The organism is Ruegeria sp. (assembly GCF_965243365.1).
Taxonomy (GTDB): Bacteria; Pseudomonadota; Alphaproteobacteria; order Rhodobacterales; family Rhodobacteraceae; genus Ruegeria.
The window spans coordinates 3,398,069-3,421,848 of the sequence record NZ_CBDEUW010000002.1 but is presented as its reverse complement, the minus strand read 5'-3'; the positions used below and the strand labels follow the sequence as shown (position 1 = coordinate 3,421,848).

Here is a 23,780-nt window from a genome sequence, read left to right as displayed (position 1 = left end):
TGCCCCGGCAGGGTTTGCCGGATCCGAGCAGAGAGGACAGGCCGGTTTGCGCAAATGCCGGCACTTCCCTTCAATCTCTGTTTGTTGTTGATAGGTTCCGTTGGACCGGAACCGGGTAATTGGTATCCTGAGGAAAACAAAAAATCGCGTGGTTCGAAAAAACTTCAAAACGCCGCTTGACGATGCCCGGGCGTACCCATAATACACCCCAACGTTCAGCAATGAACGGGCAGTGGGCGGTTGTAGCTCAGTTGGTTAGAGTACCGGCCTGTCACGCCGGGGGTCGCGGGTTCGAGCCCCGTCAACCGCGCCATCGCTGCCAGCCTTTGATCCGGGTCAATGGATCAGACATAGACCCTATATTGCGCGGTTGTAGCTCAGTTGGTTAGAGTACCGGCCTGTCACGCCGGGGGTCGCGGGTTCGAGCCCCGTCAACCGCGCCATTTCCCGGAAAAACGAGAAAAACACATCGGCGGACCAATGCGGCTGATTATTCGCGTTCTGATGTCAGGAACTGTCGGCAATAATCCGTTAGTTCACACTTTGTTCTAACTTTTCTGTTGGAGACTCAGGGCGGCTCGCCTATTTCTTAGAAATTGGTAAATCGGGGGCCGCAATGGCTGAGCTGAAGAATATCGAGGTGCGCGGCGCGCGCGAGCATAACCTCAAAAGCATTGATGTAGATATTCCGCGCGATCAGCTGGTCGTGATCACCGGATTGTCGGGGTCAGGCAAGTCGTCGCTGGCCTTTGATACGATCTACGCCGAAGGACAGCGCCGGTATGTCGAAAGCCTGTCGGCCTATGCCCGCCAGTTCCTTGATATGATGGAAAAGCCGGATGTGGACCATATAAGCGGTCTGTCTCCGGCGATTTCAATTGAGCAGAAGACGACCTCGAAAAACCCACGCTCCACCGTTGGTACGGTCACCGAGATTTACGACTATCTGCGTTTGCTCTTTGCCCGCGCAGGCACGCCTTACAGCCCCGCGACGGGGCAACCCATCGAAGCACAGCAAGTGCAGGACATGGTTGACCGTATCATGAGCGAAGAAGAGGGCACACGCGGCTATCTGCTGGCCCCCATCGTGCGTGACCGGAAGGGTGAATATAAGAAAGAGTTTCTGGAACTGCGCAAGCAGGGTTTCCAGCGTGTCAAAGTGGACGGCGAGTTTTACGAGCTCGATGAACCGCCAACGCTGGACAAAAAGTTCCGCCATGATATCGACGTGGTTGTCGACCGCCTTGTCGTGCGTGAAGGGATGGAGACTCGTCTGGCCGACAGTCTGCGCACTGCGCTTGATCTGGCGGACGGGATCGCGATTCTGGAAACCGCCCCGCGCGAAGGTGACCCGGAACGCATCACGTTCAGTGAGAATTTCGCTTGCCCGGTCAGCGGTTTTACAATTCCCGAGATCGAACCGCGACTGTTTTCCTTTAACGCACCCTTTGGAGCCTGCCCGGATTGTGACGGTTTGGGGGTGGAGCTGTTCTTTGACGAACGCCTTGTGGTGCCGGATCAGACTCTGAAACTCTATGACGGGGCGTTGGCACCATGGCGCAAGGGCAAATCGCCGTATTTCCTGCAGACAATCGAAGCGATCGCACGACACTATGAGTTCGAAAAGAATACGCCCTGGAAAGATCTGCCAGCCAACGTTCAGCAGGTGTTTTTGCGCGGTTCGGGCGATGAGGAGATCCAGTTCCGGTACGACGAAGGCGGGCGGGTGTATCAGGTTACCCGCAGCTTTGAAGGCGTTATCCCGAATATGGAGCGCCGCTATCGCGAGACAGACAGCGCCTGGATTCGCGAGGAGTTCGAGCGGTACCAGAACAATCGCCCCTGCGGTTCCTGTGAAGGCTATCGATTGCGGCCAGAGGCACTGGCGGTCAAGATCGCTGGGCTGCATGTAGGGCAGGTGGTTCAGATGTCGATCCGCGAGGCTCTGGCTTGGATCGAGGACGCCCCAAACCATCTGAGCGTTCAGAAAAACGAGATCGCCCGCGCCATTCTCAAGGAAATCCGGGAACGGCTTGGGTTCCTGAATAATGTTGGATTGGAATATCTTACACTGTCTCGTTCAAGTGGAACCTTGTCGGGTGGTGAAAGTCAGCGTATCCGATTGGCCAGCCAGATCGGCTCGGGCCTGACCGGAGTTCTGTATGTGCTGGACGAGCCGTCGATTGGTTTGCACCAGCGTGACAATGATCGCTTGCTGGGCACGCTCAAGAACCTGCGGGATCAAGGCAATACGGTGATCGTCGTCGAACATGACGAAGAGGCCATCCGCGAGGCTGACTATGTCTTCGATATCGGCCCCGGCGCCGGGGTTCATGGCGGTCAGGTGGTCAGCAAGGGTACACCCGATCAGATCGCGTCGGATGCGGCTTCGATGACTGGGCAGTATCTGGCCGGTGCGCGTGAGATTCCGGTCCCGGCAGAGCGGCGGAAGGGCAACAAGAAAAAGGTTTCCGTTGTTAAGGCGACTGGGAACAATCTGAAGAATGTCACGGTCGATTTTCCGTTGGGTAAGTTCGTCTGTGTGACGGGGGTGTCCGGTGGAGGAAAGTCGACGCTGACGATCGAGACTCTGTTCAAGACCGCCTCGATGCGGCTGAACGGGGCGCGGCAAACTCCAGCACCTTGCGAGACAATCAAAGGGTTGGAGCATCTGGACAAGGTCATCGACATTGATCAGCGTCCCATCGGGAGGACTCCGCGTTCGAATCCAGCCACTTACACTGGTGCCTTCACCCCGATCCGCGACTGGTTCGCCGGTCTGCCCGAGGCCAAAGCGCGGGGGTATAAGCCGGGCCGGTTCAGCTTTAATGTCAAAGGTGGCCGGTGCGAGGCGTGTCAGGGTGATGGTGTCATCAAGATCGAGATGCACTTTCTTCCGGATGTCTATGTGACCTGCGAAACCTGTAAAGGTGCGCGCTATAACCGTGAAACGCTTGAGATCAAGTTCAAGGGCAAGTCCATCGCGGATGTCCTTGATATGACTGTGGAAGATGCGCAGGAGTTCTTTAAGGCCGTGCCCTCGATCCGCGACAAGATGGATGCGCTGGCGCGGGTGGGTCTTGGCTATATCAAGGTTGGCCAGCAGGCGACCACGCTTTCGGGCGGTGAGGCGCAGCGCGTGAAGTTGTCGAAAGAGCTGTCAAAACGCTCGACAGGCCGGACGCTTTATATTCTGGATGAACCAACCACGGGCCTGCACTTCGAAGACGTGCGCAAGCTGTTGGAAGTGCTGCACGAACTGGTCGATCAGGGAAATACGGTTGTTGTCATCGAGCACAATCTGGACGTTGTGAAAACCGCCGACTGGATTATCGACATCGGCCCCGAGGGCGGCGATGGCGGTGGGCAGATCGTGGCGGAAGGCACACCCGAAGATGTGGCCGAGTGCGAGCGTAGCCACACGGGGCGCTACCTGAAACCAATGTTAACCGGCGCGCGGGTCGCGGCGGAATAAGATCTGCCGCGAACCAGTTTCAGTACCGGGCATATCGAAACATATGCCAATGGCGCAGCAATGGCGGAAAAAACAGAAATATGAAGCCAAAGCCGACATAGGCAAAGATCATCATCGGAATCCACAGCAGGAAGCCCACCAGCCCGACAAAGCCCGCGATACGCGTGGCGGATTTGGGTGCCACGATGCGGTTGAGACCGGCATGCAGAAGCCGCCCGCCATCCAGCGGCATCAACGGCAGCATGTTGAACAGCGCCAGCCACAAATTCAGTTTGGCCGTCACTGCAAGAACCCAGGCCAGGTCAGGCGAACCTACATATGGCTCTATCAGTGAGCACACGGCCCACAGCGTCAGGTTGACGATCGGGCCCATGGCAACGATCAACTCATCTTCGTAAGAAGAGGTGGACCGGCGATGTTCACAGAATCCGCCACCGCCATACAGAACCACCCGCTTAACGGGCACGCCCTGAACCAGACATCCCCAAGCGTGACCCAGTTCGTGCAACAGAATCGAGCCAACCAAAATGGCAGCAAAACCAAGCGCATAGGGTAGGGTGTCGGGGTCAAAATTGAACCCTACGATAATCAAAATCAGAATGATCAAGCTTTGATTGACATGAACGGGTATGTTCCACGGTCCGTAGAACTGAATAAGTGGAGTCTCATTAATCATAATCGATCCTCGGAAGAACGAGGATCACAGTGACGCTAAATTGCGTCAAAAATTGGAAATTATCGCTATAGTTGCAGGAATTTTTGGCCCAACCGCAAACTGAAACCTCAAAGGAGGTCGCGTGCAGCAGCGATCAGTTCAGAATATCGGCCACAGCACCAATCAGATTCAGCACCTTCCGCGTTTCCGGATCAACCCTGTATACATAGTCGCCTGCACGCAGGTAGTAGTCATTGCGATTCAGCCCGTATCGATAGGGGTTGTTGATCCAGCGGTAATCGCCTTTGATGAATTCACCTGTGTGATAGATTTTTTTAGCCTGACCAGGCGGGACACACGGTACGGATTTCTTGGCCAGCCCTGGTGGGCAATGCCCTGCCTTGTTCTTGGCCGACGCGGCCATAGGTGTCAGAAACAAGGCTAGCAGCGCGGCCGTGGTCATCACGAATTTCATTGTACTGCTGTCCTTATCTTTTCAGCCAAATCAACGGGTGTTCTGATCCTAGATGGCTATATGCCCGGCCAGTGTCAAATCGCCGGGCAAAACATTGCCGAAAGCGTCAGGAGCGCCCGCGCTTTTCGAAACGGGGCAGCATGGCGCTGAAATCCTGTCCCAAACCGCCTTCCTGTTCGACAAACTGCTCATAAAGCGCGGTTGCGGTTTGTCCCATGGGGGTGTCGGCATCTGCACTGTCAGCGGCTTGTTGGCTGAGGCGCAGATCCTTGAGCATTAGTTCAGAGGCAAAGCCGGGTTGATAGCCATTGTCGGCGGGGCTTTGTGGCCCAACGCCCGGGGCCGGGCAGTACGCATTCATTGTCCAGCTGTAACCCGAAGAGGTGCTGACCACATCAAACATTTTTTGCCGATCCAGACCCAGCTTGTCGGCCAAGGCAAAGGCTTCGCAGGTTGCGATCATGGTGACGCCCAGGATCATGTTGTTGCAGATTTTGGCGGCCTGTCCTGCGCCGGATTCTCCACAATGCACGGCCTTTTGACCCATGATGTCGAATAAGGGGGATGCTTTTGAAAATGCCGCGTCAGAGCCGCCTGCCATAAAGGTCAATGTTCCGGCGGCCGCCCCGCCGATCCCGCCCGAGACCGGGGCATCAACCGCTAGCAGACCGGCGGAAACAGCCTGTTCTGCCACTGCGCGGGCGCTATCCACGTCGACGGTCGAACAATCAACCAACGCGGCGCCCGGTGTCATGGCGGGGATCACCTCATCAGCGACCGCACGAAGGATCTGGCCGTTGGGCAGCATCGTGATGACCACTTCGGCGCTTTGGACAGCCTCGGTCGCCGAGGCGGCCATGGCGACTCCATCGACCGCGACGTCAGCCATGTCGAAGCCGGTCAGGTCATGGCCCGCATTGGCCAGGTTGGCGGCCATTGGCGCGCCCATGTTCCCCAATCCGATAAATCCGATTTTCATCCGCTACTCCTCAGCAAAACTCAGCGCATCCCGCCCCAGCGGGCGCAGCATTTCCAAAACCGCTCCGGCAGGGACGTTCATGTCGGAATACTGCCATTGCGGATTACGATCCTTGTCGATGATCTGGGCGCGAATGCCTTCCAGGATGTCGCCGTGCTCCATCGCGCGGAAGGTATAGCGGTATTCCATTTCAAGTGCTTTTCGAACCGTTAAGCCCTCGCCACGCAATTGGTGCAACATCTCGATCGTGCACGCCATCGACAGCGCAGAGTTCCGGTTCAAGACGGTGAGAGTTTTCGTGGAAAAATCATCGTCAGCATTGCGCAGAGAAATCAGGACATCGGCCAAGGTTTTGCCCTCATAGATCGTGTCCACCCGTGCTTGCTGATCGGCAAGGGCGGCTGCGGGGGCTGTTTGGCCATGCTCCGACACCAATTCCGCGCGGCCCGATGCCTCAAGCAGTTCGATCAATTCCGGCCAGATGTTCTGCGGTATGTAGTAATCGGCAAAACCGGCATAAATCGCATCCCCGGGGCCCATACGATAGCCGGTTGTCCCCAGATACTCTCCCATGCGCCCGGGTGCCTGCGCCAGCATCAACGATCCGCCCACATCCGGGATCAGCCCGATCGAGCATTCCGGCATTGCAATCTGCGAGCTGTCCCCGACAATCCGGTGACTGCCGTGGCACCCGATACCCACACCGCCGCCCATGGTGAACCCCTGCAGGAAGCTGATCACCGGCTTGGAATACTCATAGATCAGGGCGTTCATACGATATTCATCGCGCCAGAATCGGCGACCGAAGGTGTAATCGCCCTTGGTTCCGAAATAATAGAGTTCGGCGATGTCACCACCGGCACAGAAAGCCTTTTCCCCTTCGGCGTCAAAGATGATCAGGTCGACCGCATCGTCCTCGCGCCAGTTGCGCAGGGCGGTGTCGATGGCCATGCACATGTCATAGCTGAGCGCATTCAAGGCCTGAGGCCGGGTTAGCGTGATGCGGCCCGCTCGGCCTGTGGTGCGGATGTAGATGTCTGACATGGAATCCTCAGCGGTTTGACAGCATCTGGCGTGCAACGATCACGCGCATGATCTCGTTTGTGCCTTCCAATATCTGATGCACCCGCAGATCGCGGACAAGCTTTTCAATGCCATAATCGGCAAGATAGCCGTATCCGCCATGCAGTTGTAGACATTGATCAACCACTTTCGAACCGGTCTCGGTTACGAATTTCTTAGCCATGGCGCAGAATTTGGTCGCATCGGGCGCACCCTGATCCAGTTTCCACGCCGCATGGCGCAGGAAGGTGCGGGCGGCCTGCAACTCAATCTCCATATCCGCTAATCGGAACTGCAAGGCCTGAAATTGGTCGATGGATTTTCCAAAGGCCTTGCGCTCGGACATATACTGCAATGTCATGTCCAGGCCGGCCTGTGCGGCCCCCAGCGAACACGAGGCGATGTTCAGGCGTCCACCATCCAACCCCATCATCGCGTATTTAAAGCCATCACCTTCGATTCCCACCAGATTTCCGGCAGGGATATTGCAATCATCGAACTGAACCTGCGCGGTTGGCTGGCTTTTCCAACCCATCTTGTCTTCCAAACCACCAAAGCTCAGGCCGGGTGTTCCATCTTCGACATAAACGGTGGAGATCCCTTTGGGGCCATCTTCACCCGTACGCACCATGCAGACATAGGCGTCAGAGTAGCCACCACCTGAGATGAACGCTTTGGTTCCATTCAGCGTATAGCCTTCGTTCGTCCGCTCTGCCCGGGTTTTCAGGGCTGCTGCGTCCGAGCCTGAACCGGGTTCGGTCAAACAATAGCTGAGGACGGTCTTCAGACTCAGCACATCCGGCATGATGCGGGACTTCAGCGCGTCATCGGCGAAACTGTCCAGCATCTTGGCGCACATATTATGGATCGACAGGAACGCTGCGACCGATGGGCACGCCATCGACAGAGCCTCAAACACCAGCGTGGCGTCCAGCCGGCTCAGATCCGATCCGCCTGCCGCTTCCGAGACATAAAGACCGCCGAAGCCAAGCTCTCCGATCTGGGGCCAAAGGGTTTTGGGAATGGTGCCTTCGGCCTCCCATTGGCGGGCAAAAGGGGCGATGTGCTCCTGTCCAAACGCATGGGCCATGTCAAAAATGGCTGTCTGTTCTTCGGTCAGCGCGAAATCCATGGCGGGCCTTCTTTTCTGGTCGGTGGAATTGAACAAACGTTTTATTCTTCAATCCTTACAGAAATTTTTCAGGCCGGGCAAATCCTGTGACCGGGTTTGGAGCATGAGGGACGATAGGCTATCATACCGCTATTCCAGTTACTGATTTTTGAGGAGGCATTTGATGTCGAATTACAAGATGGCCGTGGTTGTCATTCACGGTATGGGCAGCCAGTTCACGGGCCAGAAAAAACCTTCGTCCGAGGTTACGTTCTCGCGTGACTTGCACAGGCGCGTGTCGCGGGAACTTGGCGCGCAGATGAATGACATTGCCTGGCGAGAGATCGTCTGGGCTCATGTCCTGCAGGATCGCCAGAACGAATACCTGCGCAAGATCAAGCGCCGAACCGGCTACGACGATGTTCGTAACTTTGTTGTGCACAACCTGTCCGATGCTGCGTCGTACCGGAAAACGGCAGATGGCAATGACGCGATCTATGAGGATATCCATGCAGAAGTGGACCGCGTGATGGAGGATGTCCGGCGCGACGTCGGGAACTCAGCACCGGTTTTGTTGCTGGCGCATTCTCTGGGTGGTCATATCATGTCCAACTATATTTATGACCACCAAAGCCATCTGCGCAAAACCGGCCAGACCCTGTTCAACTCTCCTGTTCGCAACATGCAGACCGTAGCGGGGATCATGACGTTTGGCTGCAACATCCCGATTTTTCTGTTTGCTTATCCCGAGGACAAGATATTTCCGATCGAACCGCCCAGATCCGCAGTGCCGCCAGCGATGCGGTTCAGGACCTGGTGGTACAATTTCTATGACAAACATGATGTGCTGGGTTATCCGCTGCGCGATTGTGCGCCCAGATACGATCAACTGGTCGCATCGCAAGATATTCGCGATGTTTCAATTAACTCCGGGAATATCTTCACGTCATGGAACCCGCTGTCCCACAACGGATATTGGAAGGACCCGGACTTTTACGAGCCCGTGGCGCGTATGACGCGGAACATTTTGCGGGCCGTCTGAAGATCAGAGATCAGCGTGGAATTCCTCGATCAGGTGCCGCACAACGGCCTGACCGGGGTCTTCGCCACGGGCCACGGCCTCGGCATGGACGCGGCGTTGCCGTGTTGCAGAGGTCCCGCTTTCGGCGATCTGACGTAGGCGGGCAATTTCGGTCATGGTTCCCAGTGCCTCGGTATCTTCGGCAAGCATTCCCATAAGTTCGCCCATCAGTTCGGCCATGGGTTTGATTGACCGGTCGCCAAAGTCGATCAAACCCTCGCCCACGCCGTAGCGCTGCGCACGCCAGCGGTTTTCGCCAATCAGGAATTTGTCATATTGCCGCCAGCGGAGATTGCGTGCTTTCAATCGGCACAGCATGCGGGTCAGGGCCTGCACCATTGCCGCAAGGGACAGCGTGTGTTCCAGCCTCGGTTGCACATCCATGATACGGGTCTCAAGTGTCGGAAAACGGTGAGACGGGCGCAGATCCCACCAGATTTTGGTTGTATCCTCGATAACGCCAAGTTCCACCAGAATGCCTGTCGTACGTTCATATTCGGCCCAACTGCCGAATATCGGTGGCAGACCCGTACGGGGCAGATTGTCGAACACTGTCAAGCGGTACGAGGATAAGCCCGTATCCTCACCGCTCCAATACGGGGACGAAGTCGACAGCGCCAAAAGATGGGGTAGAAAATACGACATCTGCGGCATCAGGTCAGACCGCAGAGCGGGGTCCTCGACACCTACATGTACATGCATGCCGCAGATCAGCATGCGCCGCGCTACTCCGCCCAGTGCATGCTGCAGCGCATCATACCGTTCTTTGCGGGTGTGATGCTGATCCTTCCAATTTGCAAAAGGGTGGCAGGATACGGCGATCGGAGCCAAATTGTAATTTGCGGCATGTTTCGACACGCAAGAGCGTAGCCGCTTCAGGTCTTCACGCGCCGATTTGATGGTGGCGTGCGGGCGCGTGCCAACCTCAATCTGGCATTGCAGGAACTCGGGGCTGACCTGGCCTTCAAAGTCGGCCTGGCAGGCGTCCATCAAGGCTTCGGGTGCCTCGGCCAATTGCAGGCTGTCGCGATCGACCAGAAGATATTCTTCTTCAATGCCAATGGTGAATTCCTGCTGCATGGCTGCCCTCATCGTTGAATTCCGACCAGTGAATACGGAATTTTCCATTTTGCCAAGGGTTTGGCGCCGGGTCGCTTGCAGTGCCCCCGCCTGCAAGGCTATGGATCGGACACAATGAAAGTGGAGCCAGCCCGTGAAACCTCGGAAATTCCCTCAGATCAACGCTGCCCTTGATGAACTTGGCGTCAAGCTGGTTGATAAAGTCACGGAACAGGACGAACGCGCGCGGCTTGAGGCATTCGAGAGGGCAGGCGGACTGACCCGACCGGCTTATGCTTTGTCGCCGGGAATGCAGGATTTCGACATCGCGCAGCTGGTTGAGGAATACGCGTTGCATGCGGGCGCGCTGGCGGGTTTGAAAGACCCCGCACGCAACCAGACCGGATATCGGACCGGGAACGGCTATTATGACAGCCCGGATGCGGATGCGTTGTATCTGATGATCCGGCGCTTTCAGCCCAAACGGGTGATTGAGGTCGGTTGCGGGAATTCGACACGCGTCACCCGGCAGGCAATTATTGATGGCGGGCTTGAGACGACAATCACCGCTATCGATCCTTATCCGCGCGCGGATATCGCCCATGTGGTGGATCAGTTCGAACAGAAACGGTTGGAGGAGGTCGATCCGGCGCTGTTCGAGCAGCTGGAGGCGGGGGACGTATTATTCATCGACTCCAGCCACGTTGTCCGCATGAGCAACGACGTCGCACACCTGTTTTGCCGCATCATTCCGGCCCTCAAACCCGGTGTTGTCGTCCACGTGCACGATGTTTTTCTGCCCTACGAATACCCCAAACGATTCTTCTATGACTGCCCGGGTTGGGGTGAGCAGTATATGCTGCATGCCATTCTGCAATCCGGTTCATATTCAATGCTTTGGCCGGGATATTATCTGCAACAGGAGCGCCCGGACGCAGTAAAGGCTTTGCCGTTTTTGCAAGAGGGGCGCGCCCAGAGCATCTGGGTCCAGCGCAAATAAAATTCATCTCATAGTGATCCGGCCTTCCAGAAGGCCCGTACCCCTTTCCATAACAAGCTGGAGAGGAGATAACAGCCATGTTCCGCCGCACTTTCATGGGCGCTGCCGCCGCACTTGCACTTGCCCTGCCTGTCAAAGCTCAGGCCGCTGATATTGTCGATACCGCCGTTTCCGCCGGATCGTTCAACACATTGGTTGCTGCTGTTCAGGCCGCTGGTCTGGTCGATACGCTGAAAGGCGATGGTCCGTTCACAGTCTTTGCGCCGACGGACGAAGCGTTTGCCGCGCTGCCCGAAGGTACCGTGGAGTCGCTGCTGTTGCCTGAGAATAAGGATCAGCTGGTATCGATCCTGACTTATCACGTGGTGCCGGCAAAGGTGATGTCCGGTGATATCGCCGGTAAGCGCGCAAAAGTGCTGACCGTTCAGGGTGACCGTTTGAGTGTGAACGCAAAGAATGGCGTCAAGGTCAACGGTGCCGAGGTTGTTCAGGCGGATATCGAGGCGAGCAACGGTGTGATCCACGTGATCGACGCTGTGATTATCCCCGAGTAATTTGTCATATCTCAAAACAAAGCCCCGGTTACAGCAACCGGGGCTTACGCTTTGTTCGAAAGAACTCTGTTGATTACACCAGCCGCACCTGTGTGCCGACTTGAACCAGAGGATACAGTTCTTCGACATGCTGGTTGTAAAGGCCGATACACCCGGACGAACTTTGACGTCCGATCTTGCGGGTATCGTGGGTTCCGTGCACCAGATAGGCTGGCCAGGACAGATACATGGCACGTGTGCCCAGCGGGTTGCCGGGATCACCACCTTCCATGCGGACCGGAAGTGACGGATCGCGTTCACGCATAGAAGCCGTCGGGGTCCAGCTTGGGTTTTCCGCTTTGCGCACAACTTTGGTATAGCCGCGCTTGGTGAGCTCTTCGCTCATCGGAACCGAACTGGGGTACAGTTTGTAAGAGCCATCAGGCCCCCAATAATGCACGGCGCGGCTTGTGATGTCTGCCAACAGGCAACCAGCACCCAGTTCGTCAAAGTGATCCTGCCAGTCCTGTTGAGAGAATGACGACACATTGCGGCGCACCGGCAATTGGGTGCTGATGGCTTCTTCGTCCTGCGGGAACGCATCCAGGCTTTGCGCCCGAACAAGGGCAGGGGCGGCCAACAGGGACGCGGCCCCCAACAGGGCCGAACGGCGGGTCATACGGGATTCGGACAAGGCTGCCTCCGGGAAACTAAACTGCTCGCGTTGAGAATTTCTGGTAAAATATTGGTGTCTTCGTGTGATTTCCAGTGGTGCGGTTCTGAATTTGTCGTGAGTTTCGGGGTTTCAAAGGAAAAACGGCCCCAAAAAGGGCCGTTTTCTTGTTTTTTGACCGAGCGACGGACTTAATCCATAGCTTTGAAGTTGAACTCGCCACCTTCCTTGATGCCCGACGGCCAGCGCGACGTCACGGTTTTGGTGCGCGAGTAGAACTTGAAGCTGTCCGGGCCATGCTGGTTCAGGTCACCGAACATGGATTTCTTCCATCCGCCAAAGGTGTGATAGGCCAGTGGAACCGGGATCGGTACATTGATGCCCACCATGCCGATATTCACGCGGCTGGCAAAATCGCGCGCGGTGTCACCGTCACGGGTAAAGATCGCGGTTCCGTTCCCGTATTCGTGGTCCATCGCCAGTTTCAGCGCCTCTTCATAGGAACCAGCGCGTACGGTCGATAGGACGGGGCCAAAGATTTCCTGCTTGTAGATATCCATGTCCGGGGTCACGTGATCAAACAGGTGCGGGCCCACGAAAAAGCCGTCTTCATAACCCTGCAAGCTGAAATCACGGTTATCGACAACCAGTTTCGCGCCCTGTTCCACGCCCGAGTTGATCAGGCCCAGGATACGCTCTTGGGCGGCACCGGTCACAACGGGGCCCATGTCCACATCATCACCCGCGGTGTAGGGACCAACCTTCAGTTTCTCTATGCGGGGCACCAGTTTTTCGATCAGCGCATCGGCGGTTTCTTCACCCACCGGCACGGCAACCGATACGGCCATACAGCGTTCGCCCGCCGCGCCGAAGCCTGCACCGACCAAAGCATCGGCAGCCTGATCCATATCAGCATCAGGCATGACGATCATATGGTTCTTTGCGCCGCCAAAGCACTGCGCGCGTTTGCCATTGGCGGTCGCGCGGGAATAGATGTATTGGGCGATTGGGGTTGAACCCACAAAAGACACACCCTGAATGATCTCGTTATCCAGCAAGGTATCCACGGCCTCTTTGTCACCGTTGACGACCTGGAATACGCCTTTGGGCAGGCCGGCCTCAACGAACAGTTCAGCCAGCATCAGCGGGACCGAGGGGTCGCGTTCCGAGGGTTTCAGAACAACGGCGTTACCACAGGCCAGCGCCGGGCCAACGTGCCACAGGGGCATCATGGCGGGGAAGTTGAAGGGCATGATCGCTGCTACAACGCCCAGCGGCTGGCGCATGGAATACATGTCGATGCCGGGACCTGCGCTGTCGGTGAATTCACCCTTCAGCATCTGCGGTGCGCCGATGCAGTATTCGATCACTTCCAACCCACGCTGCAAGTCGCCTTTGGCGTCAGGAATGGTTTTTCCGTGCTCGCGGCTGAGTGCTTCGGCCAGCTTGTCCATGTCGCGGTTCATCAGGCCGACCATGGCCATCATGACGCGCGCGCGTTTCTGCGGGTTGGTTGCACCCCACGCCACCTGCGCGGCGGCGGCATGTTCGATGGCGGCGGTCGTCTCGGCCGCGCTTGCCATGGGGCATTTATACTGTACTTCGCCTGTTGCCGGGTTGAAGACATCGTCGAAGCGGCCCGATGTGCCCGCGACGTTCTCACCGTTGATGAAATGGGTCAGGTCTTGCATTGCAAACTCCTCCGAACAATTTGCGCGCAGAATAGGCTTGCAGAAATGGCGCGAACAGAGGCAATGTTTCAAAAGAGCTTTGCAAAAATGCAAAAGGCAGGTCATGACACCAAACTGGGACGACATGCGGGTTTTCCTGGCTGTCGCACGCGAAGAAAGCCTGTCGGCAGCCGGGCGATTTCTAAAGATCGATCCGGCCACGGTCGGGCGTCGGATCGCCCGTTTGGAATCTGCGGTGAACGCGGTTCTGTTCACGAAATCCCAGCAAGGTTATCTGCTGACCGAGGCTGGGGAACGACTGATGGACCACGGTTTGCAAGCGGAGGAAGCAATGCGCGCCGCGGCGGGCGTGGTTTCGACCCAGACACAATCGCTGGGCGGGCAGATCCGGATCGGTGCGCCAGACGGATGTGCGAATTACCTTTTGCCGCAGGTCTGCGCAAAAATCAGCGACGCCAATCCTGATCTGGATATTCAAATCCTGGCCTTGCCCCGCGTTATCAGCCTGTCCCGACGCGAGGCCGACATGGCGGTGACCGTCAGCGCTCCGACAGCTGGTCGGCTCTTGGTTCAGAAAATTTCGGACTACAGGCTCCATATGGTCGCAAGCCACGAATATCTGCAAAACCATAGCCCGATCCGCAGCGTCTCCGACCTGAAGGGCCACCGGATGATTGGTTACATTCCGGATATGATTTTTGACCGAGAGCTGGATTATCTCAATGATATTGGCGTTGACCGTGTCGCGCTTGCATCAAACTCGGTATCTGTGCAGTTGCGGCAGGTCACGCTGGGAACGGGCGTATGTGTGGCTCATGATTTCACTTTGCCGTTTCATTCCGGATTGCGGAAAATCCTGACGGATCAGATCAGTCTGACCCGGGGATTTTATCTGGTGCGCCATCAGGGCGATCAGCGTAACGAGCGGTTGAACCGCTTTGCCACTGCCCTGACGCGCGGTATACGTGATGAGGTTGCGCGGCTTGAGGCCGAAGCTGCACCTTGACAGGGTAAGACATTCCGGCAACGCTTTGGAAAACGTAAAGTTATTTCGGAGGTGTTGCATATGCTGGTTCAGGCCATTCTACAGTCAAAGGCCACGGACGGCGTGGTAACCGTTACGCCATCGGCAACGGTTTCCGAAGCGGCTCAGATATTGGCGGACAAACGGATCGGTACAGTTGTCGTGTCCGAAGACGGCGGGCAGACGGCAACAGGTATCTTGTCCGAACGTGACATCGTTCGCGAATTGGCGGCAAGCGGCAGCGGTTGCCTGAGCAAGGCCGTTAGCGACTATATGACCCGTGATCTTATCACGGCAAGCCGTCAGGATTCAGTTCAGGATATCCTGTCGCAAATGACCGAGGGGCGTTTTCGCCACATGCCCGTGGTGGAAGAGGGGCAACTGGTCGGCATTGTGACATTGGGTGATGTGGTCAAGGCGCAGCTGGCCGAACTGGCCATGGAAAAAGACGCATTGGAAGGCATGATTATGGGCCATTGATGGCCCGGGGCGCCATTTCCGCCCCTTGCACCTGCGGCAAAGTTATGTTTGCTTGCGCAGAAATAATGTTGCGCAGGAGAGCCTGATGCGGGTTGGATTATATCCCGGCACCTTTGATCCGATTACTCTGGGTCATATCGACATTATCCGTCGGGCGGCAGCTTTGGTGGACAAACTGGTGATCGGCGTAGCGATCAACCGCGATAAAGGGCCGATGTTCACTTTGGAGGAGCGCGTGGCCATGATCGAGGCAGAATGCGCCCATCTGACCCAGCAGACGGGGACAGAGATCGTCGCGCATCCTTTCGAAAACCTGCTGATCGACTGCGCCCGCGATGTCGGCGCGCAGATTATCGTGCGTGGTCTGCGGGCCGTGGCGGATTTCGAGTATGAATTCCAGATGGTGGGTATGAACCGTGCGTTGGACGACTCGGTTGAAACGGTCTTCCTGATGGCCGAGGCGCGGCATCAGGCAATTGCCTCTAAGCTGGTCAAAGAGATCGCGCGCCTGAACGGGGATGTGTCGAAATTCGTGACACCCCGCGTGAACGAGGCCCTTAAGGAACGTTTAGGTTAGCATACTTTTTGCTGTCGTGATGCCTTGCATCCGGACACGGGTGTTGTTGATCATTTCGAAGGAGCCAAGGAAACTAGGGCGCTGACCGCGCTTGGGCTGTTAAACTAAAGAAAGACCTTTCTTATCGCCAGAACGCGAGCCAATCCAAGAAGCCATAGAGCTTTTTGCCCAGGAACAACAAATGCTCGGTCCCGTTCAAGGTAATGTCCAGCATAAGCCCGCCGAGAATGAGTATTCCAAGCCAGATGGCAATTTGATTGGTCATGGCGGTTCCGAACAAAAAATGCCCGCTCAGATAACCTGAGCGGGCACCAAGCTACAAGCGAAGTCCGAAAGGTCAGTTAAGGCGACCCATGGCAACAGCCACATCGGCCATGCGGACCGAGAAGCCCCATTCATTATCATACCAGGCCAGGACGCGCACCATGCGGTTATCAACCACGCGGGTCTGCTCTGGCGCGAAGATCGAGCTTTCCTCGGTGTGGTTGAAATCGGTCGAAACCAGCGGTGCGGGCTCATAGCCCAGAACACGCTGCATCGCGCCTTTGGCGGCCTTTTCGACAATGGCATTGACCTCGTCGACGGTGACATCGCGCGAGGCGCGGAAGGTCAGGTCAACGGCAGAGACGTTGGGGGTAGGGACACGGATGGCTGAACCGTCCAGGCGACCTTTCAGGTTCGGCAGAACCTCACCCAGGGCCTTGGCCGCACCCGTTGATGTCGGGATCATCGACATGGCGGCAGCGCGGGCGCGATAGAGGTCGCTGTGGCGGCGGTCCAGTGTTGGCTGGTCGCCGGTATAGGCATGGATGGTGGTCATGATGCCGTGCTCGATGCCGATACCTTCGTCCAACACCTTGGCCAACGGAGCCAGGCAGTTGGTGGTGCACGATCCGTTCGAGACCATGTTATCGTTGGCTGTCAGTTCGTTGTGGTTGACGCCGAACACGATGGTCTTGTCAACATTCTTGCCGGGGGCCGACAGCAAAACCTTGCCTGCGCCGCGTTCCAGATGGGTTTTCGCTTTCAGACCGTCGTTGAACTTGCCGGTGCATTCCAGAACAACGTCACATCCTTCCCAATCCAGTTCATTCATGTCGTAGGTCGAGAACATCTGCATCGGGCCACGGCCCAGATCCATGGTGTTGCCGTTAATGGTGACGTCGCGCGGGAAACGGCCATGAATGCTGTCGTATTTCAACAGATGCGCCGAGGTTTCCAGCGGGCCGGTTGCGTTGACCTTGATCACTTCGATGTCGTTACGCCCCGAGGCAGCGATGTGCGACAGGGTACAGCGGCCAATTCGGCCAAAACCATTGATACCGACCTTGATGGTCATGTGACGTCTCCAAATGCGCTTGCGTTGGGGGCCATATAGCCGTGAATATGGAATCTCAAAAGGGCAAAAATGGCATATTTTTAAGGTGGTAGCGCAAACTTGAACCGATTGCGCTAACGCTTGCGCCAGGGGTTGGATCAGGTAGTGTCGGCCCCGGAAACAATACGAGAGGAAACGCGATGAGTGGTCTTTTGGCCTTGTTGGACGATGTGGCTGGCATCGCAAAGGTCGCGGCGGCGTCTGTTGATGATGTCGTCGCCGCAGCGGGGAAGGCCGGGGCCAAGACGGCGGGCGTGATCATTGATGATGCGGCGGTGACACCAAAATATGTGCAAGGATTCGCTCCGGCGCGGGAATTGCCCATCATCTGGCGTATCGCGCGCGGGTCGGTGTTTAACAAGATTGTATTGCTCTTGCCTGTAGCGTTGCTGCTGGCCAATTTCGCACCCTGGTTGATAACGCCATTGCTGATGATCGGGGGCTCGTACCTTTGTTTCGAAGGCGCCGAAAAGATATTTCACGTACTTTTTCCGCATGGCAGCCATGCCATCGAAGAGGACATGAATGTCCGCGATCCCGGCCATTTAGAAGAACAAAAGGTCAGAGGGGCAATCAAGACGGATTTCATCCTGTCTGCCGAGATCATGACCATCGCATTGGCCGCTATCGAGGCTCCGAATCTGTGGATGCAGGCGGCGACTCTGGCCGTTGTCGGTTTAGGGGTAACCGTGGCTGTTTACGGCTCGGTCGCGTTGATCGTGAAAATGGACGATGTCGGTCTCTATCTGGCCAACAATGCACCCACTCCGATTGGCCGTGGGTTGGGGCGCGGGCTGGTCAAGGCGATGCCTGGTGTGATGAAAACCCTGTCTATTGTTGGGACCGCCGCCATGCTGTGGGTTGGTGGGTCGATCATTATTCACGGGATGGAGGTTTTGGGTTTTGGCTGGCTGGGCCATCATATCCACGACTGGGCTTATGCTGTAGGCCACTCGGTCTCGGCCCAATGGGAGGCCGCGGTGGAATGGATCGCCAAGGCGACGATGGATGGCGTGTTCGGCCTAGCCTGGGGGTTCGTGCTGATCCCGTTTGCGACCAAAGTGGTTGGACCTTTGGTTTCGAAGAAGACTAGCAAAACAGATGTAAACTAATTCAAAGGCAAAGCAGAATTTATGACAAAGAAAACTAATTCGATCATACGTATCGCCTCGGGGCCTAGCCCAACTCAGAAAGGAGCACAGAATGCATCCAGTGATGGGTTGGCTCCGGTTACATCTGCTATGAGCGCAGCCGCAGATTTGATGCCGTTCGATCCAAAGGAGCTGTATGGCGTTTTGCATTTTCGTCTTCATACAGCGCTTGAGGCCAAGAAGCGTAGCAGTTGGGTTGGGGGGCGGTGCTATAATCGTTTCACTGGTCAATCCGCAGAATACATCCCATTGTCAGGTACTCATCTGGTCCAGGCATTTTCCGCAGCGGGTATCGAAGCTCCAGATTTTATTGTTCCGCGTGGGCAATACGAACTGCGTTTGGATTATGCCCAGAAAGCCTACGATGCGCTAAAAGCGAAGATTGACGCATAGACAAAATTGAAAAGGGCGGCTTAAGCCGCCCTTTGCTTGATCATCCGGGTCTGCTTTACAGCCCCAGCAATTCCTTGACCTTGGCAACCGTCGCCTCGGAGGTGATGCCAAAATGCTTGTAAAGCTCACCTGCTGGAGCTGAGGCCCCAAAGCTCGACATACCGATGAACCCGGCCTTGGCCTCGCGGCCACGTTCACCCAGCAACCAGCGGTCCCAGCCACCGGCGCGGACAGCGGCCTCGATACCGACGCGCACAGCACCGGCTGGCAGGACGCGTTTGCGGTAGGCTTCGTCTTGTTCAGCGAACAGCTCCATGCAGGGCATCGAGACGACGCGGGTGCCGATGCCGTCGGCCTCCAATTGCGCTTTGGCTTCCATTGCGAGAGAGACTTCGGAACCGGTTGCGATCAGGATGGCCTGACGTTTGCCTTCGGCTTCTGCCAGAACATAGGCGCCCTGGGCGGTCAGGTTCTTGGCTTTGTGCTGGGTCCGCACGGTTGGAATGCCCTGACGGGTCAGGGACAGGACCGAGGGGCTATCCTTGAAGGTCAGCGCCAGTTCCCAGGCCTCAGCCGTTTCGATGGTGTCCGCAGGACGGAACACATAAGTGTTTGGCGTTGCGCGTGAAATGGCCAGATGCTCGACCGGCTGGTGGGTCGGACCGTCTTCGCCCAGACCGATCGAGTCATGGGTCATCACAAAGACCGTTGGCACTTTCATAAGCGCAGCCAGACGCATGGAGGGGCGCGCATAATCGGTGAAGGCCATAAACGTGCCGCCATAGGGGCGGATGCCACCATGTAGCGCCATACCGTTCATCGCAGCGGCCATACCGTGCTCGCGGATACCGTAGTGGATATAGCGACCCTTGCGGTTCTCCGGCAGGAAGACGCCCATGTCAGCCGATTTGGTGTTGTTCGATCCGGTCAGGTCAGCCGAGCCGCCAATGGTTTCGGTCATGATCGGGTTCACAACATTCAGAACCTTCTCAGACGAGGCGCGGGTGGCCAGTTTCGGCTGGTCTTCCGACATCTGTTTTTTGAACGAACGAATGGCACCGGCGAGTTTCTTCGGGGCTTCAAACGCATAGGCGCGGTTGAATTCGGCCTGCTTGCGTTCTGAAATCTGCGCAAAGCGCTCTTCCCACGCGGCACGCTCGGCTGCACCGCGGGCGCCGATGGCTTCCCAAGCGGACTTCACATCGGCTGGGATTTCGAACGCATCATGCGGCCAGCCATAGCCTTTTTTGGCAGCCTTCAGTTGCTCCTGATCCGTCAGTGCGCCATGGCCTTTCGAGGTGTCCTGCGCCGCGTGACCCAATGCGATGTGGCTTTTACAGGCGATCATCGAAGGCTTGTTCGTCTTCTTGGCCTGAGTGATCGCTGCATCGATGGCCTCGGGGTCGTGGCCGTCGATTTCGATCACGTGCCAACCCGAGGCCGAGAAGCGGCGCACCTGATTGGTACGGTCTGCGATATCAACCGTGCCGTCGATGGTGATGTTGTTGTCGTCCCAGAAGACGATCAGCTTGCTCAGTTCATGACGACCGGCCAGCGTAATTGCCTCTTGGCTGACGCCTTCCATCAGACAGCCGTCGCCGGCGATCACGTAAGTGTAGTGATCGACGATCTTTTTACCGTAATGTGCGCGCTGGATTTCTTCAGCCATGGCAAAGCCCACAGCGTTCGAGATACCCTGACCCAGCGGGCCGGTGGTGGTCTCAATCCCGTCGATCAGGAAGTTCTCGGGGTGGCCTGCGGTTTTGGCGCCCAATTGGCGGAAGTTCTTGATTTCGTCCAGCGTGACGTCGCCGTGACCTGTCAGATAAAGCAGCGAATAGACCAGCATCGAGCCATGACCCGCCGACAGGATGAACCGGTCGCGGTCTGGCCAGTTCGGGGCGGAGGCATCGAATTTCAGGTGCTTTTCGAACAGCACGGTCGCAACATCGGCCATGCCCATCGGCATGCCGGAATGGCCGGAATTGGCGGCGGCGACGGCGTCAAGGGTCAGGGTGCGGATGGCCGCAGCTTTGTCCCAGTGTTCGGGGTTTGCATTGCGCAGCGCAGTCAGGTCCACGGGCGTTGTTCCTTTGGATTACAAGCAGATTGCGCGCTGAATAACATCCACCTTCCAAAGTGCAAGCAGAACTGGTGACGCGGGCAATGCGTCGCTTCAAGAGCGTGCCCCAAGTGATTGAAAGCAAAGAGTGGGTATTTTCCACCACATTCCGTTAGACTATCCCCACAGTGCTGCTGCCCATGATTCGGGCGGACCTGCAGCAATACGAACCTTGATAAAGAGGTGACAGGGGCATGAGCCAGATCGAGGAATTACAACGACGTATTATCGCCGCGATGGATCGCATCAGCGTCGGGGTCGAGGCATTGAAAGAAACCTCCCCCGCCGGGCAAGAGGATACCGGCCTGCTGGTCGCGCTGGAAGAAGAACGCGTTGCCAATGCGCAGCTTGAGGAACGGATCCGGTCGCTGAAAGAGCGGCACGATACGGAAATCGACAATCTACGGGCCGAGCTTGACGAAGCTGCTAAGCGCCCCGAGGAAGACCCCGAGAAGGATGCGCTGCGCGAACAACTGGCCGAGGCGGCATCGAAACTTGCAGCGGTTGAAGCCGCCCGTGCTGAGCTGGCAGATGCCAAGGCAGCCCTCGACAACTCGGAAGAGCTTGAGGCGCTGAAGGCCGAGAACGCACAGCTCAAGTCCGAACTCGCTGATAGTGAGCGGGTAGCCGAACTAAGCGCCGAGCTTGAGATGTTGCGCGCCGAACGCAGCAGCCACGGTGCTGCGATGTCGCGTCTGGATGATGATCTGCAACGTATGCGCAAGGCAAACGAACAGTTGCGGGCATCGGTGGATGAATTGCGGGCGGCCACTCAGGCCGGTGTGCCGGATGCTGAATTGCTGAACCGGGCAACGGTCGCCGAATTGGAAGCAACCCGCGCCGCGCAGGCCACGGATGCCGCCGAAGCGCATGCAGTTCTGGCCCGACTGGAACCACTGCTGTCGCAGGCCAAGCTGACGGAAGGGGAGGTGGAATGATGCCCGAACTCACTATTCATATCGGCGGGCGTGGTTTTGACGTCTCGTGCCAGGATGGGGAAGAGCAATTCCTGCTGGCGGCAGCCAAGATGCTGGATGATGAGGCGCAGGTCTTGTCTGATCAGATCGGTCGGATGCCTGAATCCCGTATGCTGTTGATGGCGGGACTGATGCTGGCGGATAAGTCTGCTGCAGTCGATGAAAAGATCAAATCGCTTGAGGCAAAGCTGCTGCAGACCGAAGCCGAACTCCAGACATTGCGCAATGCGCCACGACCCGAACCGGAACGGATTGAAGTGGCGGTTGTACCACCTTCGGTGACGGACACTCTGGCCGAAATGGCTGCCCGAGTCGAAGCACTTGCAGCGGTGGTCGAAGAAAAGGCAGCTGAATGAGAGCTATCCAAACCGCCGCCTGTGGTGCCGTGTTGTCCATCGTTTCGACAGCGGCGCTGGCTGAGATCGACATATTGTCGGTCACCTTCACCTGCGAAAACGACACTCCGATTCCGGTGTCGTATTTTAATGCGCCCGACGGATCGGGTGCGGCTGCCATGGTCATCGACGGAACACTTGTCGCACTGCGACAGACACCCAGTGGTTCGGGTATCCGCTACGAATCCGTCGCAGCAGATGGCTACTATACGCTGAGATCGAAAGGCTGGGAGGCGACGATAACCTACCAGCCCGTGGGCGATACAGCCCCGGAACGTGTGTTGTTCAAGGACTGCTCAAGCCGGTAGCCGTCGGTTTACGCGTTTGCTTCGCGAATTTTGTCGGCCGCTTCCTTGTTGTAGCCGACACCGTTTTCATCAAACAGAGTGTCCAACTCACCCGATAGGGTCATTTCGGTGATAATGTCACAACCGCCGACAAACTCGCCTTTGACATAAAGCTGAGGGACCGTCGGCCAGTCGGAGTAATCCTTGATGCCCTGACGGACCTCTTCGTCGGCCAGAACATTCACGTCGGCATAATCAACGCCCATATAGTTCAACACACCTGCCACGCGGGACGAGAATCCGCATTGCGGCATCTCTTTGGTGCCTTTCATGTACAGCACCACATCGTTGGCTTTGACGGTTTCGTCGATCTGGGTCTTAACGTCGGTCATCTTGCTTGTCCTCTTCACCCGCATCCGGGGTGGTCGTTTCGTTTTGTGGCTGGTTGGGGGACCAGCCTTCCTCTTCCAGTCGCCGATGTTCAGCTTGCGCCAGGGCCAAAGGGTCCAACCCGTATCTTTCGATACCACCGACCTGGCTGAGTTTGTCCGGATTTGGACGCATATCGGCGAGTTTACGTTTTCTGTTCCGCTTCACATAGGCTTCGATCAGTGCGGCGGCAACTATCAATGTTGCGATCACACCTATCCAGAACAGCCAGCCGCTCATTTTTTCGGAGCCATTGCTTTAGCGTACTCCTGAGGGTCTTTGGTGACCCGAGAAACTGTTACATGACCGCCACCGCCACCCAACACAGTTCCATGGTCTATGAGTTGATCACCCTGACCGGGTTCCGCGCCCCGAATTTTTTCAGAACGCTCATTTTTAATCGTAGATCTGAAAATAATGACGCTGCCGACGAGGGCGATCAGTCCGCAAATGCCATATATCCAGAAAGCAGCGTTCATTCAGGCGCTTTCGTCGTCAACGCCAGTGCGTGCAGGTCGCCGTCCGGGCCGTCCATTTTGCCTTTCAAGGCCGCATAGACTGCACGCTGCTGTTGAACGCGGTTTTTGCCGCGAAAGCTCTCGTCCACGACCATGGCTGACATGTGCACGCCGTCACTGCCGCCAACCTGAATTTCCGCATCGGGAAAGGCTTCGCGCAGCAGGTGTTCGATTTCGTGGGCGCTCATCGGCATGTAGGTTTACTCCTAAAGGTCTTTCTCAAGATGTAGAGCGATGCGAAGGGGCGTGCAAGAT

The 23,780-nt window shown here is 56.7% G+C and carries 27 protein-coding genes and 2 tRNA genes; 14 read left to right on the top strand and 15 right to left on the bottom strand.

The window, feature by feature from the left end; all coding sequences use genetic code 11:
* The first annotated feature begins 236 nt into the window (after positions 1–236).
* The 3 genes from ACP0GE_RS20780 to uvrA all read left to right on the top strand — a co-directional run bounded on the left by ACP0GE_RS20780 (position 237) and on the right by uvrA (position 3,475).
* Positions 237–313: transfer RNA gene (locus ACP0GE_RS20780), tRNA-Asp, on the top strand.
* A gap of 53 nt (positions 314–366) precedes the next feature.
* Positions 367–443: transfer RNA gene (locus ACP0GE_RS20775), tRNA-Asp, on the top strand.
* Positions 444–616: 173 nt separating this feature from the next.
* Positions 617–3,475 (top strand): excinuclease ABC subunit UvrA, encoded by a 2,859-nt coding sequence (gene uvrA, locus ACP0GE_RS20770; RefSeq protein ID WP_424833778.1) that lies wholly within the window; start codon positions 617–619, stop codon positions 3,473–3,475.
* A gap of 19 nt (positions 3,476–3,494) precedes the next feature.
* On the opposite strand, the gene ACP0GE_RS20765 is transcribed toward uvrA, so the two are convergent.
* From ACP0GE_RS20765 to ACP0GE_RS20745, 5 genes are all read right to left on the bottom strand, one after another.
* The gene (locus ACP0GE_RS20765) at positions 3,495–4,151 is read right to left on the bottom strand and encodes a site-2 protease family protein (RefSeq protein ID WP_424833777.1); all 657 of its coding nucleotides are present in this window, start codon (positions 4,149–4,151) and stop codon (positions 3,495–3,497) included.
* A 133-nt stretch (positions 4,152–4,284) separates the two neighbouring features.
* Positions 4,285–4,605 carry a hypothetical protein gene (locus ACP0GE_RS20760; RefSeq protein WP_424833776.1) on the bottom strand — a complete coding sequence of 107 codons (321 nt, stop codon included), beginning with the start codon at positions 4,603–4,605 and terminating at the stop codon, positions 4,285–4,287.
* Positions 4,606–4,711: 106 nt separating this feature from the next.
* Entirely contained in the window at positions 4,712–5,584 is an 873-nt protein-coding gene (gene mmsB / locus ACP0GE_RS20755) for a 3-hydroxyisobutyrate dehydrogenase (RefSeq protein ID WP_424833775.1), read from the bottom strand.
* Between the two features lie 3 nt (positions 5,585–5,587).
* A complete protein-coding gene (locus ACP0GE_RS20750) occupies positions 5,588–6,628 on the bottom strand; it encodes a 3-hydroxyisobutyryl-CoA hydrolase (RefSeq protein ID WP_424833774.1) in 1,041 nt (346 codons plus the stop codon).
* 7 nt (positions 6,629–6,635) lie between these two features.
* Positions 6,636–7,778, bottom strand: coding sequence for an acyl-CoA dehydrogenase family protein (locus ACP0GE_RS20745; RefSeq protein ID WP_424833773.1), 1,143 nt, complete (start codon positions 7,776–7,778; stop codon positions 6,636–6,638).
* 163 nt (positions 7,779–7,941) lie between these two features.
* Here ACP0GE_RS20745 and ACP0GE_RS20740 point away from each other — a divergent pair, with 163 nt between their 5' ends.
* Positions 7,942–8,799 (top strand): hypothetical protein, encoded by an 858-nt coding sequence (locus ACP0GE_RS20740; protein WP_424833772.1) that lies wholly within the window; start codon positions 7,942–7,944, stop codon positions 8,797–8,799.
* Between the two features lie 3 nt (positions 8,800–8,802).
* Here the strand turns inward: ACP0GE_RS20740 and ACP0GE_RS20735 are convergent, their stop codons facing one another.
* Positions 8,803–9,918 carry a carboxylate-amine ligase gene (locus ACP0GE_RS20735; protein ID WP_424833771.1) on the bottom strand — a complete coding sequence of 372 codons (1,116 nt, stop codon included), beginning with the start codon at positions 9,916–9,918 and terminating at the stop codon, positions 8,803–8,805.
* 133 nt (positions 9,919–10,051) lie between these two features.
* On the opposite strand from ACP0GE_RS20735, the gene ACP0GE_RS20730 reads away from it, so the two are divergent.
* A complete protein-coding gene (locus ACP0GE_RS20730) occupies positions 10,052–10,897 on the top strand; it encodes a class I SAM-dependent methyltransferase (protein WP_424833770.1) in 846 nt (281 codons plus the stop codon).
* Between the two features lie 77 nt (positions 10,898–10,974).
* Positions 10,975–11,451 (top strand): fasciclin domain-containing protein, encoded by a 477-nt coding sequence (locus ACP0GE_RS20725; RefSeq protein ID WP_424833769.1) that lies wholly within the window; start codon positions 10,975–10,977, stop codon positions 11,449–11,451.
* A gap of 73 nt (positions 11,452–11,524) precedes the next feature.
* On the opposite strand, the gene ACP0GE_RS20720 is transcribed toward ACP0GE_RS20725, so the two are convergent.
* Both ACP0GE_RS20720 and ACP0GE_RS20715 read right to left on the bottom strand, forming a co-directional pair.
* The gene (locus ACP0GE_RS20720; RefSeq protein ID WP_424833882.1) at positions 11,525–12,109 is read right to left on the bottom strand and encodes a L,D-transpeptidase; all 585 of its coding nucleotides are present in this window, start codon (positions 12,107–12,109) and stop codon (positions 11,525–11,527) included.
* A 185-nt stretch (positions 12,110–12,294) separates the two neighbouring features.
* A complete protein-coding gene (locus ACP0GE_RS20715) occupies positions 12,295–13,794 on the bottom strand; it encodes a CoA-acylating methylmalonate-semialdehyde dehydrogenase (RefSeq protein ID WP_424833768.1) in 1,500 nt (499 codons plus the stop codon).
* 103 nt (positions 13,795–13,897) lie between these two features.
* Between ACP0GE_RS20715 and ACP0GE_RS20710 the strand changes: the two genes are divergently transcribed.
* From ACP0GE_RS20710 to coaD, 3 genes are all read left to right on the top strand, one after another.
* Positions 13,898–14,800 carry a LysR family transcriptional regulator gene (locus tag ACP0GE_RS20710; protein WP_424833767.1) on the top strand — a complete coding sequence of 301 codons (903 nt, stop codon included), beginning with the start codon at positions 13,898–13,900 and terminating at the stop codon, positions 14,798–14,800.
* A gap of 60 nt (positions 14,801–14,860) precedes the next feature.
* Positions 14,861–15,298 carry a CBS domain-containing protein gene (locus ACP0GE_RS20705; RefSeq protein ID WP_424833766.1) on the top strand — a complete coding sequence of 146 codons (438 nt, stop codon included), beginning with the start codon at positions 14,861–14,863 and terminating at the stop codon, positions 15,296–15,298.
* An 85-nt stretch (positions 15,299–15,383) separates the two neighbouring features.
* A complete protein-coding gene (gene coaD / locus ACP0GE_RS20700) occupies positions 15,384–15,875 on the top strand; it encodes a pantetheine-phosphate adenylyltransferase (protein ID WP_424833765.1) in 492 nt (163 codons plus the stop codon).
* Between the two features lie 121 nt (positions 15,876–15,996).
* Here coaD and ACP0GE_RS20695 read toward each other — a convergent pair whose 3' ends face one another.
* Both ACP0GE_RS20695 and gap read right to left on the bottom strand, forming a co-directional pair.
* Positions 15,997–16,140: a hypothetical protein gene (locus tag ACP0GE_RS20695; RefSeq protein WP_424833764.1), complete on the bottom strand. Its 144-nt coding sequence runs from the start codon at positions 16,138–16,140 to the stop codon at positions 15,997–15,999.
* Positions 16,141–16,212: 72 nt separating this feature from the next.
* Positions 16,213–17,214 (bottom strand): type I glyceraldehyde-3-phosphate dehydrogenase, encoded by a 1,002-nt coding sequence (gene gap, locus ACP0GE_RS20690; protein WP_424833763.1) that lies wholly within the window; start codon positions 17,212–17,214, stop codon positions 16,213–16,215.
* Between the two features lie 179 nt (positions 17,215–17,393).
* Here gap and ACP0GE_RS20685 point away from each other — a divergent pair, with 179 nt between their 5' ends.
* Together ACP0GE_RS20685 and ACP0GE_RS20680 are read left to right on the top strand one after the other, a co-directional pair.
* Entirely contained in the window at positions 17,394–18,365 is a 972-nt protein-coding gene (locus ACP0GE_RS20685; protein WP_424833762.1) for a DUF808 domain-containing protein, read from the top strand.
* A gap of 21 nt (positions 18,366–18,386) precedes the next feature.
* Positions 18,387–18,797: a hypothetical protein gene (locus tag ACP0GE_RS20680; RefSeq protein WP_424833761.1), complete on the top strand. Its 411-nt coding sequence runs from the start codon at positions 18,387–18,389 to the stop codon at positions 18,795–18,797.
* Positions 18,798–18,852: 55 nt separating this feature from the next.
* Here the strand turns inward: ACP0GE_RS20680 and tkt are convergent, their stop codons facing one another.
* Positions 18,853–20,877, bottom strand: a complete 2,025-nt coding sequence (tkt, locus tag ACP0GE_RS20675; RefSeq protein ID WP_424833760.1) for a transketolase — start codon at positions 20,875–20,877, stop codon at positions 18,853–18,855.
* Between the two features lie 236 nt (positions 20,878–21,113).
* Here tkt and ACP0GE_RS20670 point away from each other — a divergent pair, with 236 nt between their 5' ends.
* From ACP0GE_RS20670 to ACP0GE_RS20660, 3 genes are read left to right on the top strand one after another with little or no spacing between them, the layout of a single operon-like run.
* Positions 21,114–21,857, top strand: a complete 744-nt coding sequence (locus tag ACP0GE_RS20670) for a hypothetical protein (RefSeq protein WP_424833759.1) — start codon at positions 21,114–21,116, stop codon at positions 21,855–21,857.
* Positions 21,857–22,252, top strand: a complete 396-nt coding sequence (locus ACP0GE_RS20665; RefSeq protein WP_424833758.1) for a cell division protein ZapA — start codon at positions 21,857–21,859, stop codon at positions 22,250–22,252. Before ACP0GE_RS20670 ends, ACP0GE_RS20665 begins: the two co-directional genes overlap by 1 nt.
* The gene (locus ACP0GE_RS20660) at positions 22,249–22,599 is read left to right on the top strand and encodes an MliC family protein (RefSeq protein WP_424833757.1); all 351 of its coding nucleotides are present in this window, start codon (positions 22,249–22,251) and stop codon (positions 22,597–22,599) included. Before ACP0GE_RS20665 ends, ACP0GE_RS20660 begins: the two co-directional genes overlap by 4 nt.
* An 8-nt stretch (positions 22,600–22,607) precedes the next feature.
* Here ACP0GE_RS20660 and grxD read toward each other — a convergent pair whose 3' ends face one another.
* The 4 genes from grxD to ACP0GE_RS20640 are packed head-to-tail and all read right to left on the bottom strand — an operon-like array spanning position 22,608 to position 23,719.
* Positions 22,608–22,970: a Grx4 family monothiol glutaredoxin gene (grxD, locus tag ACP0GE_RS20655; protein WP_209223624.1), complete on the bottom strand. Its 363-nt coding sequence runs from the start codon at positions 22,968–22,970 to the stop codon at positions 22,608–22,610.
* The gene (locus tag ACP0GE_RS20650; RefSeq protein WP_424833756.1) at positions 22,957–23,247 is read right to left on the bottom strand and encodes a hypothetical protein; all 291 of its coding nucleotides are present in this window, start codon (positions 23,245–23,247) and stop codon (positions 22,957–22,959) included. The genes grxD and ACP0GE_RS20650 overlap by 14 nt, the downstream gene beginning before the upstream one ends.
* Complete coding sequence (locus ACP0GE_RS20645; protein ID WP_424833755.1) at positions 23,244–23,486, bottom strand: hypothetical protein; 243 nt, start codon at positions 23,484–23,486, stop codon at positions 23,244–23,246. Before ACP0GE_RS20645 ends, ACP0GE_RS20650 begins: the two co-directional genes overlap by 4 nt.
* Positions 23,483–23,719 carry a BolA/IbaG family iron-sulfur metabolism protein gene (locus tag ACP0GE_RS20640; protein ID WP_424833754.1) on the bottom strand — a complete coding sequence of 79 codons (237 nt, stop codon included), beginning with the start codon at positions 23,717–23,719 and terminating at the stop codon, positions 23,483–23,485. Before ACP0GE_RS20640 ends, ACP0GE_RS20645 begins: the two co-directional genes overlap by 4 nt.
* Between the last annotated feature and the right edge of the window lie 61 nt (positions 23,720–23,780).

Coding starts and splice junctions, on each gene's coding strand:
- uvrA (WP_424833778.1), top strand. CDS start 617: ATGGCTGAGCTGAAGAATATCGAGGTGCGCGGCGCGCGCGAGCATAAC.
- ACP0GE_RS20765 (WP_424833777.1), bottom strand. CDS start 4,151: ATGATTAATGAGACTCCACTTATTCAGTTCTACGGACCGTGGAACATA.
- ACP0GE_RS20760 (WP_424833776.1), bottom strand. CDS start 4,605: ATGAAATTCGTGATGACCACGGCCGCGCTGCTAGCCTTGTTTCTGACA.
- mmsB (WP_424833775.1), bottom strand. CDS start 5,584: ATGAAAATCGGATTTATCGGATTGGGGAACATGGGCGCGCCAATGGCC.
- ACP0GE_RS20750 (WP_424833774.1), bottom strand. CDS start 6,628: ATGTCAGACATCTACATCCGCACCACAGGCCGAGCGGGCCGCATCACG.
- ACP0GE_RS20745 (WP_424833773.1), bottom strand. CDS start 7,778: ATGGATTTCGCGCTGACCGAAGAACAGACAGCCATTTTTGACATGGCC.
- ACP0GE_RS20740 (WP_424833772.1), top strand. CDS start 7,942: ATGTCGAATTACAAGATGGCCGTGGTTGTCATTCACGGTATGGGCAGC.
- ACP0GE_RS20735 (WP_424833771.1), bottom strand. CDS start 9,918: ATGCAGCAGGAATTCACCATTGGCATTGAAGAAGAATATCTTCTGGTC.
- ACP0GE_RS20725 (WP_424833769.1), top strand. CDS start 10,975: ATGTTCCGCCGCACTTTCATGGGCGCTGCCGCCGCACTTGCACTTGCC.
- ACP0GE_RS20720 (WP_424833882.1), bottom strand. CDS start 12,109: ATGACCCGCCGTTCGGCCCTGTTGGGGGCCGCGTCCCTGTTGGCCGCC.
- ACP0GE_RS20715 (WP_424833768.1), bottom strand. CDS start 13,794: ATGCAAGACCTGACCCATTTCATCAACGGTGAGAACGTCGCGGGCACA.
- ACP0GE_RS20710 (WP_424833767.1), top strand. CDS start 13,898: ATGACACCAAACTGGGACGACATGCGGGTTTTCCTGGCTGTCGCACGC.
- ACP0GE_RS20705 (WP_424833766.1), top strand. CDS start 14,861: ATGCTGGTTCAGGCCATTCTACAGTCAAAGGCCACGGACGGCGTGGTA.
- coaD (WP_424833765.1), top strand. CDS start 15,384: ATGCGGGTTGGATTATATCCCGGCACCTTTGATCCGATTACTCTGGGT.
- ACP0GE_RS20695 (WP_424833764.1), bottom strand. CDS start 16,140: ATGACCAATCAAATTGCCATCTGGCTTGGAATACTCATTCTCGGCGGG.
- gap (WP_424833763.1), bottom strand. CDS start 17,214: ATGACCATCAAGGTCGGTATCAATGGTTTTGGCCGAATTGGCCGCTGT.
- ACP0GE_RS20685 (WP_424833762.1), top strand. CDS start 17,394: ATGAGTGGTCTTTTGGCCTTGTTGGACGATGTGGCTGGCATCGCAAAG.
- ACP0GE_RS20680 (WP_424833761.1), top strand. CDS start 18,387: ATGACAAAGAAAACTAATTCGATCATACGTATCGCCTCGGGGCCTAGC.
- ACP0GE_RS20670 (WP_424833759.1), top strand. CDS start 21,114: ATGAGCCAGATCGAGGAATTACAACGACGTATTATCGCCGCGATGGAT.
- ACP0GE_RS20665 (WP_424833758.1), top strand. CDS start 21,857: ATGCCCGAACTCACTATTCATATCGGCGGGCGTGGTTTTGACGTCTCG.
- ACP0GE_RS20660 (WP_424833757.1), top strand. CDS start 22,249: ATGAGAGCTATCCAAACCGCCGCCTGTGGTGCCGTGTTGTCCATCGTT.
- grxD (WP_209223624.1), bottom strand. CDS start 22,970: ATGACCGACGTTAAGACCCAGATCGACGAAACCGTCAAAGCCAACGAT.
- ACP0GE_RS20650 (WP_424833756.1), bottom strand. CDS start 23,247: ATGAGCGGCTGGCTGTTCTGGATAGGTGTGATCGCAACATTGATAGTT.
- ACP0GE_RS20645 (WP_424833755.1), bottom strand. CDS start 23,486: ATGAACGCTGCTTTCTGGATATATGGCATTTGCGGACTGATCGCCCTC.
- ACP0GE_RS20640 (WP_424833754.1), bottom strand. CDS start 23,719: ATGCCGATGAGCGCCCACGAAATCGAACACCTGCTGCGCGAAGCCTTT.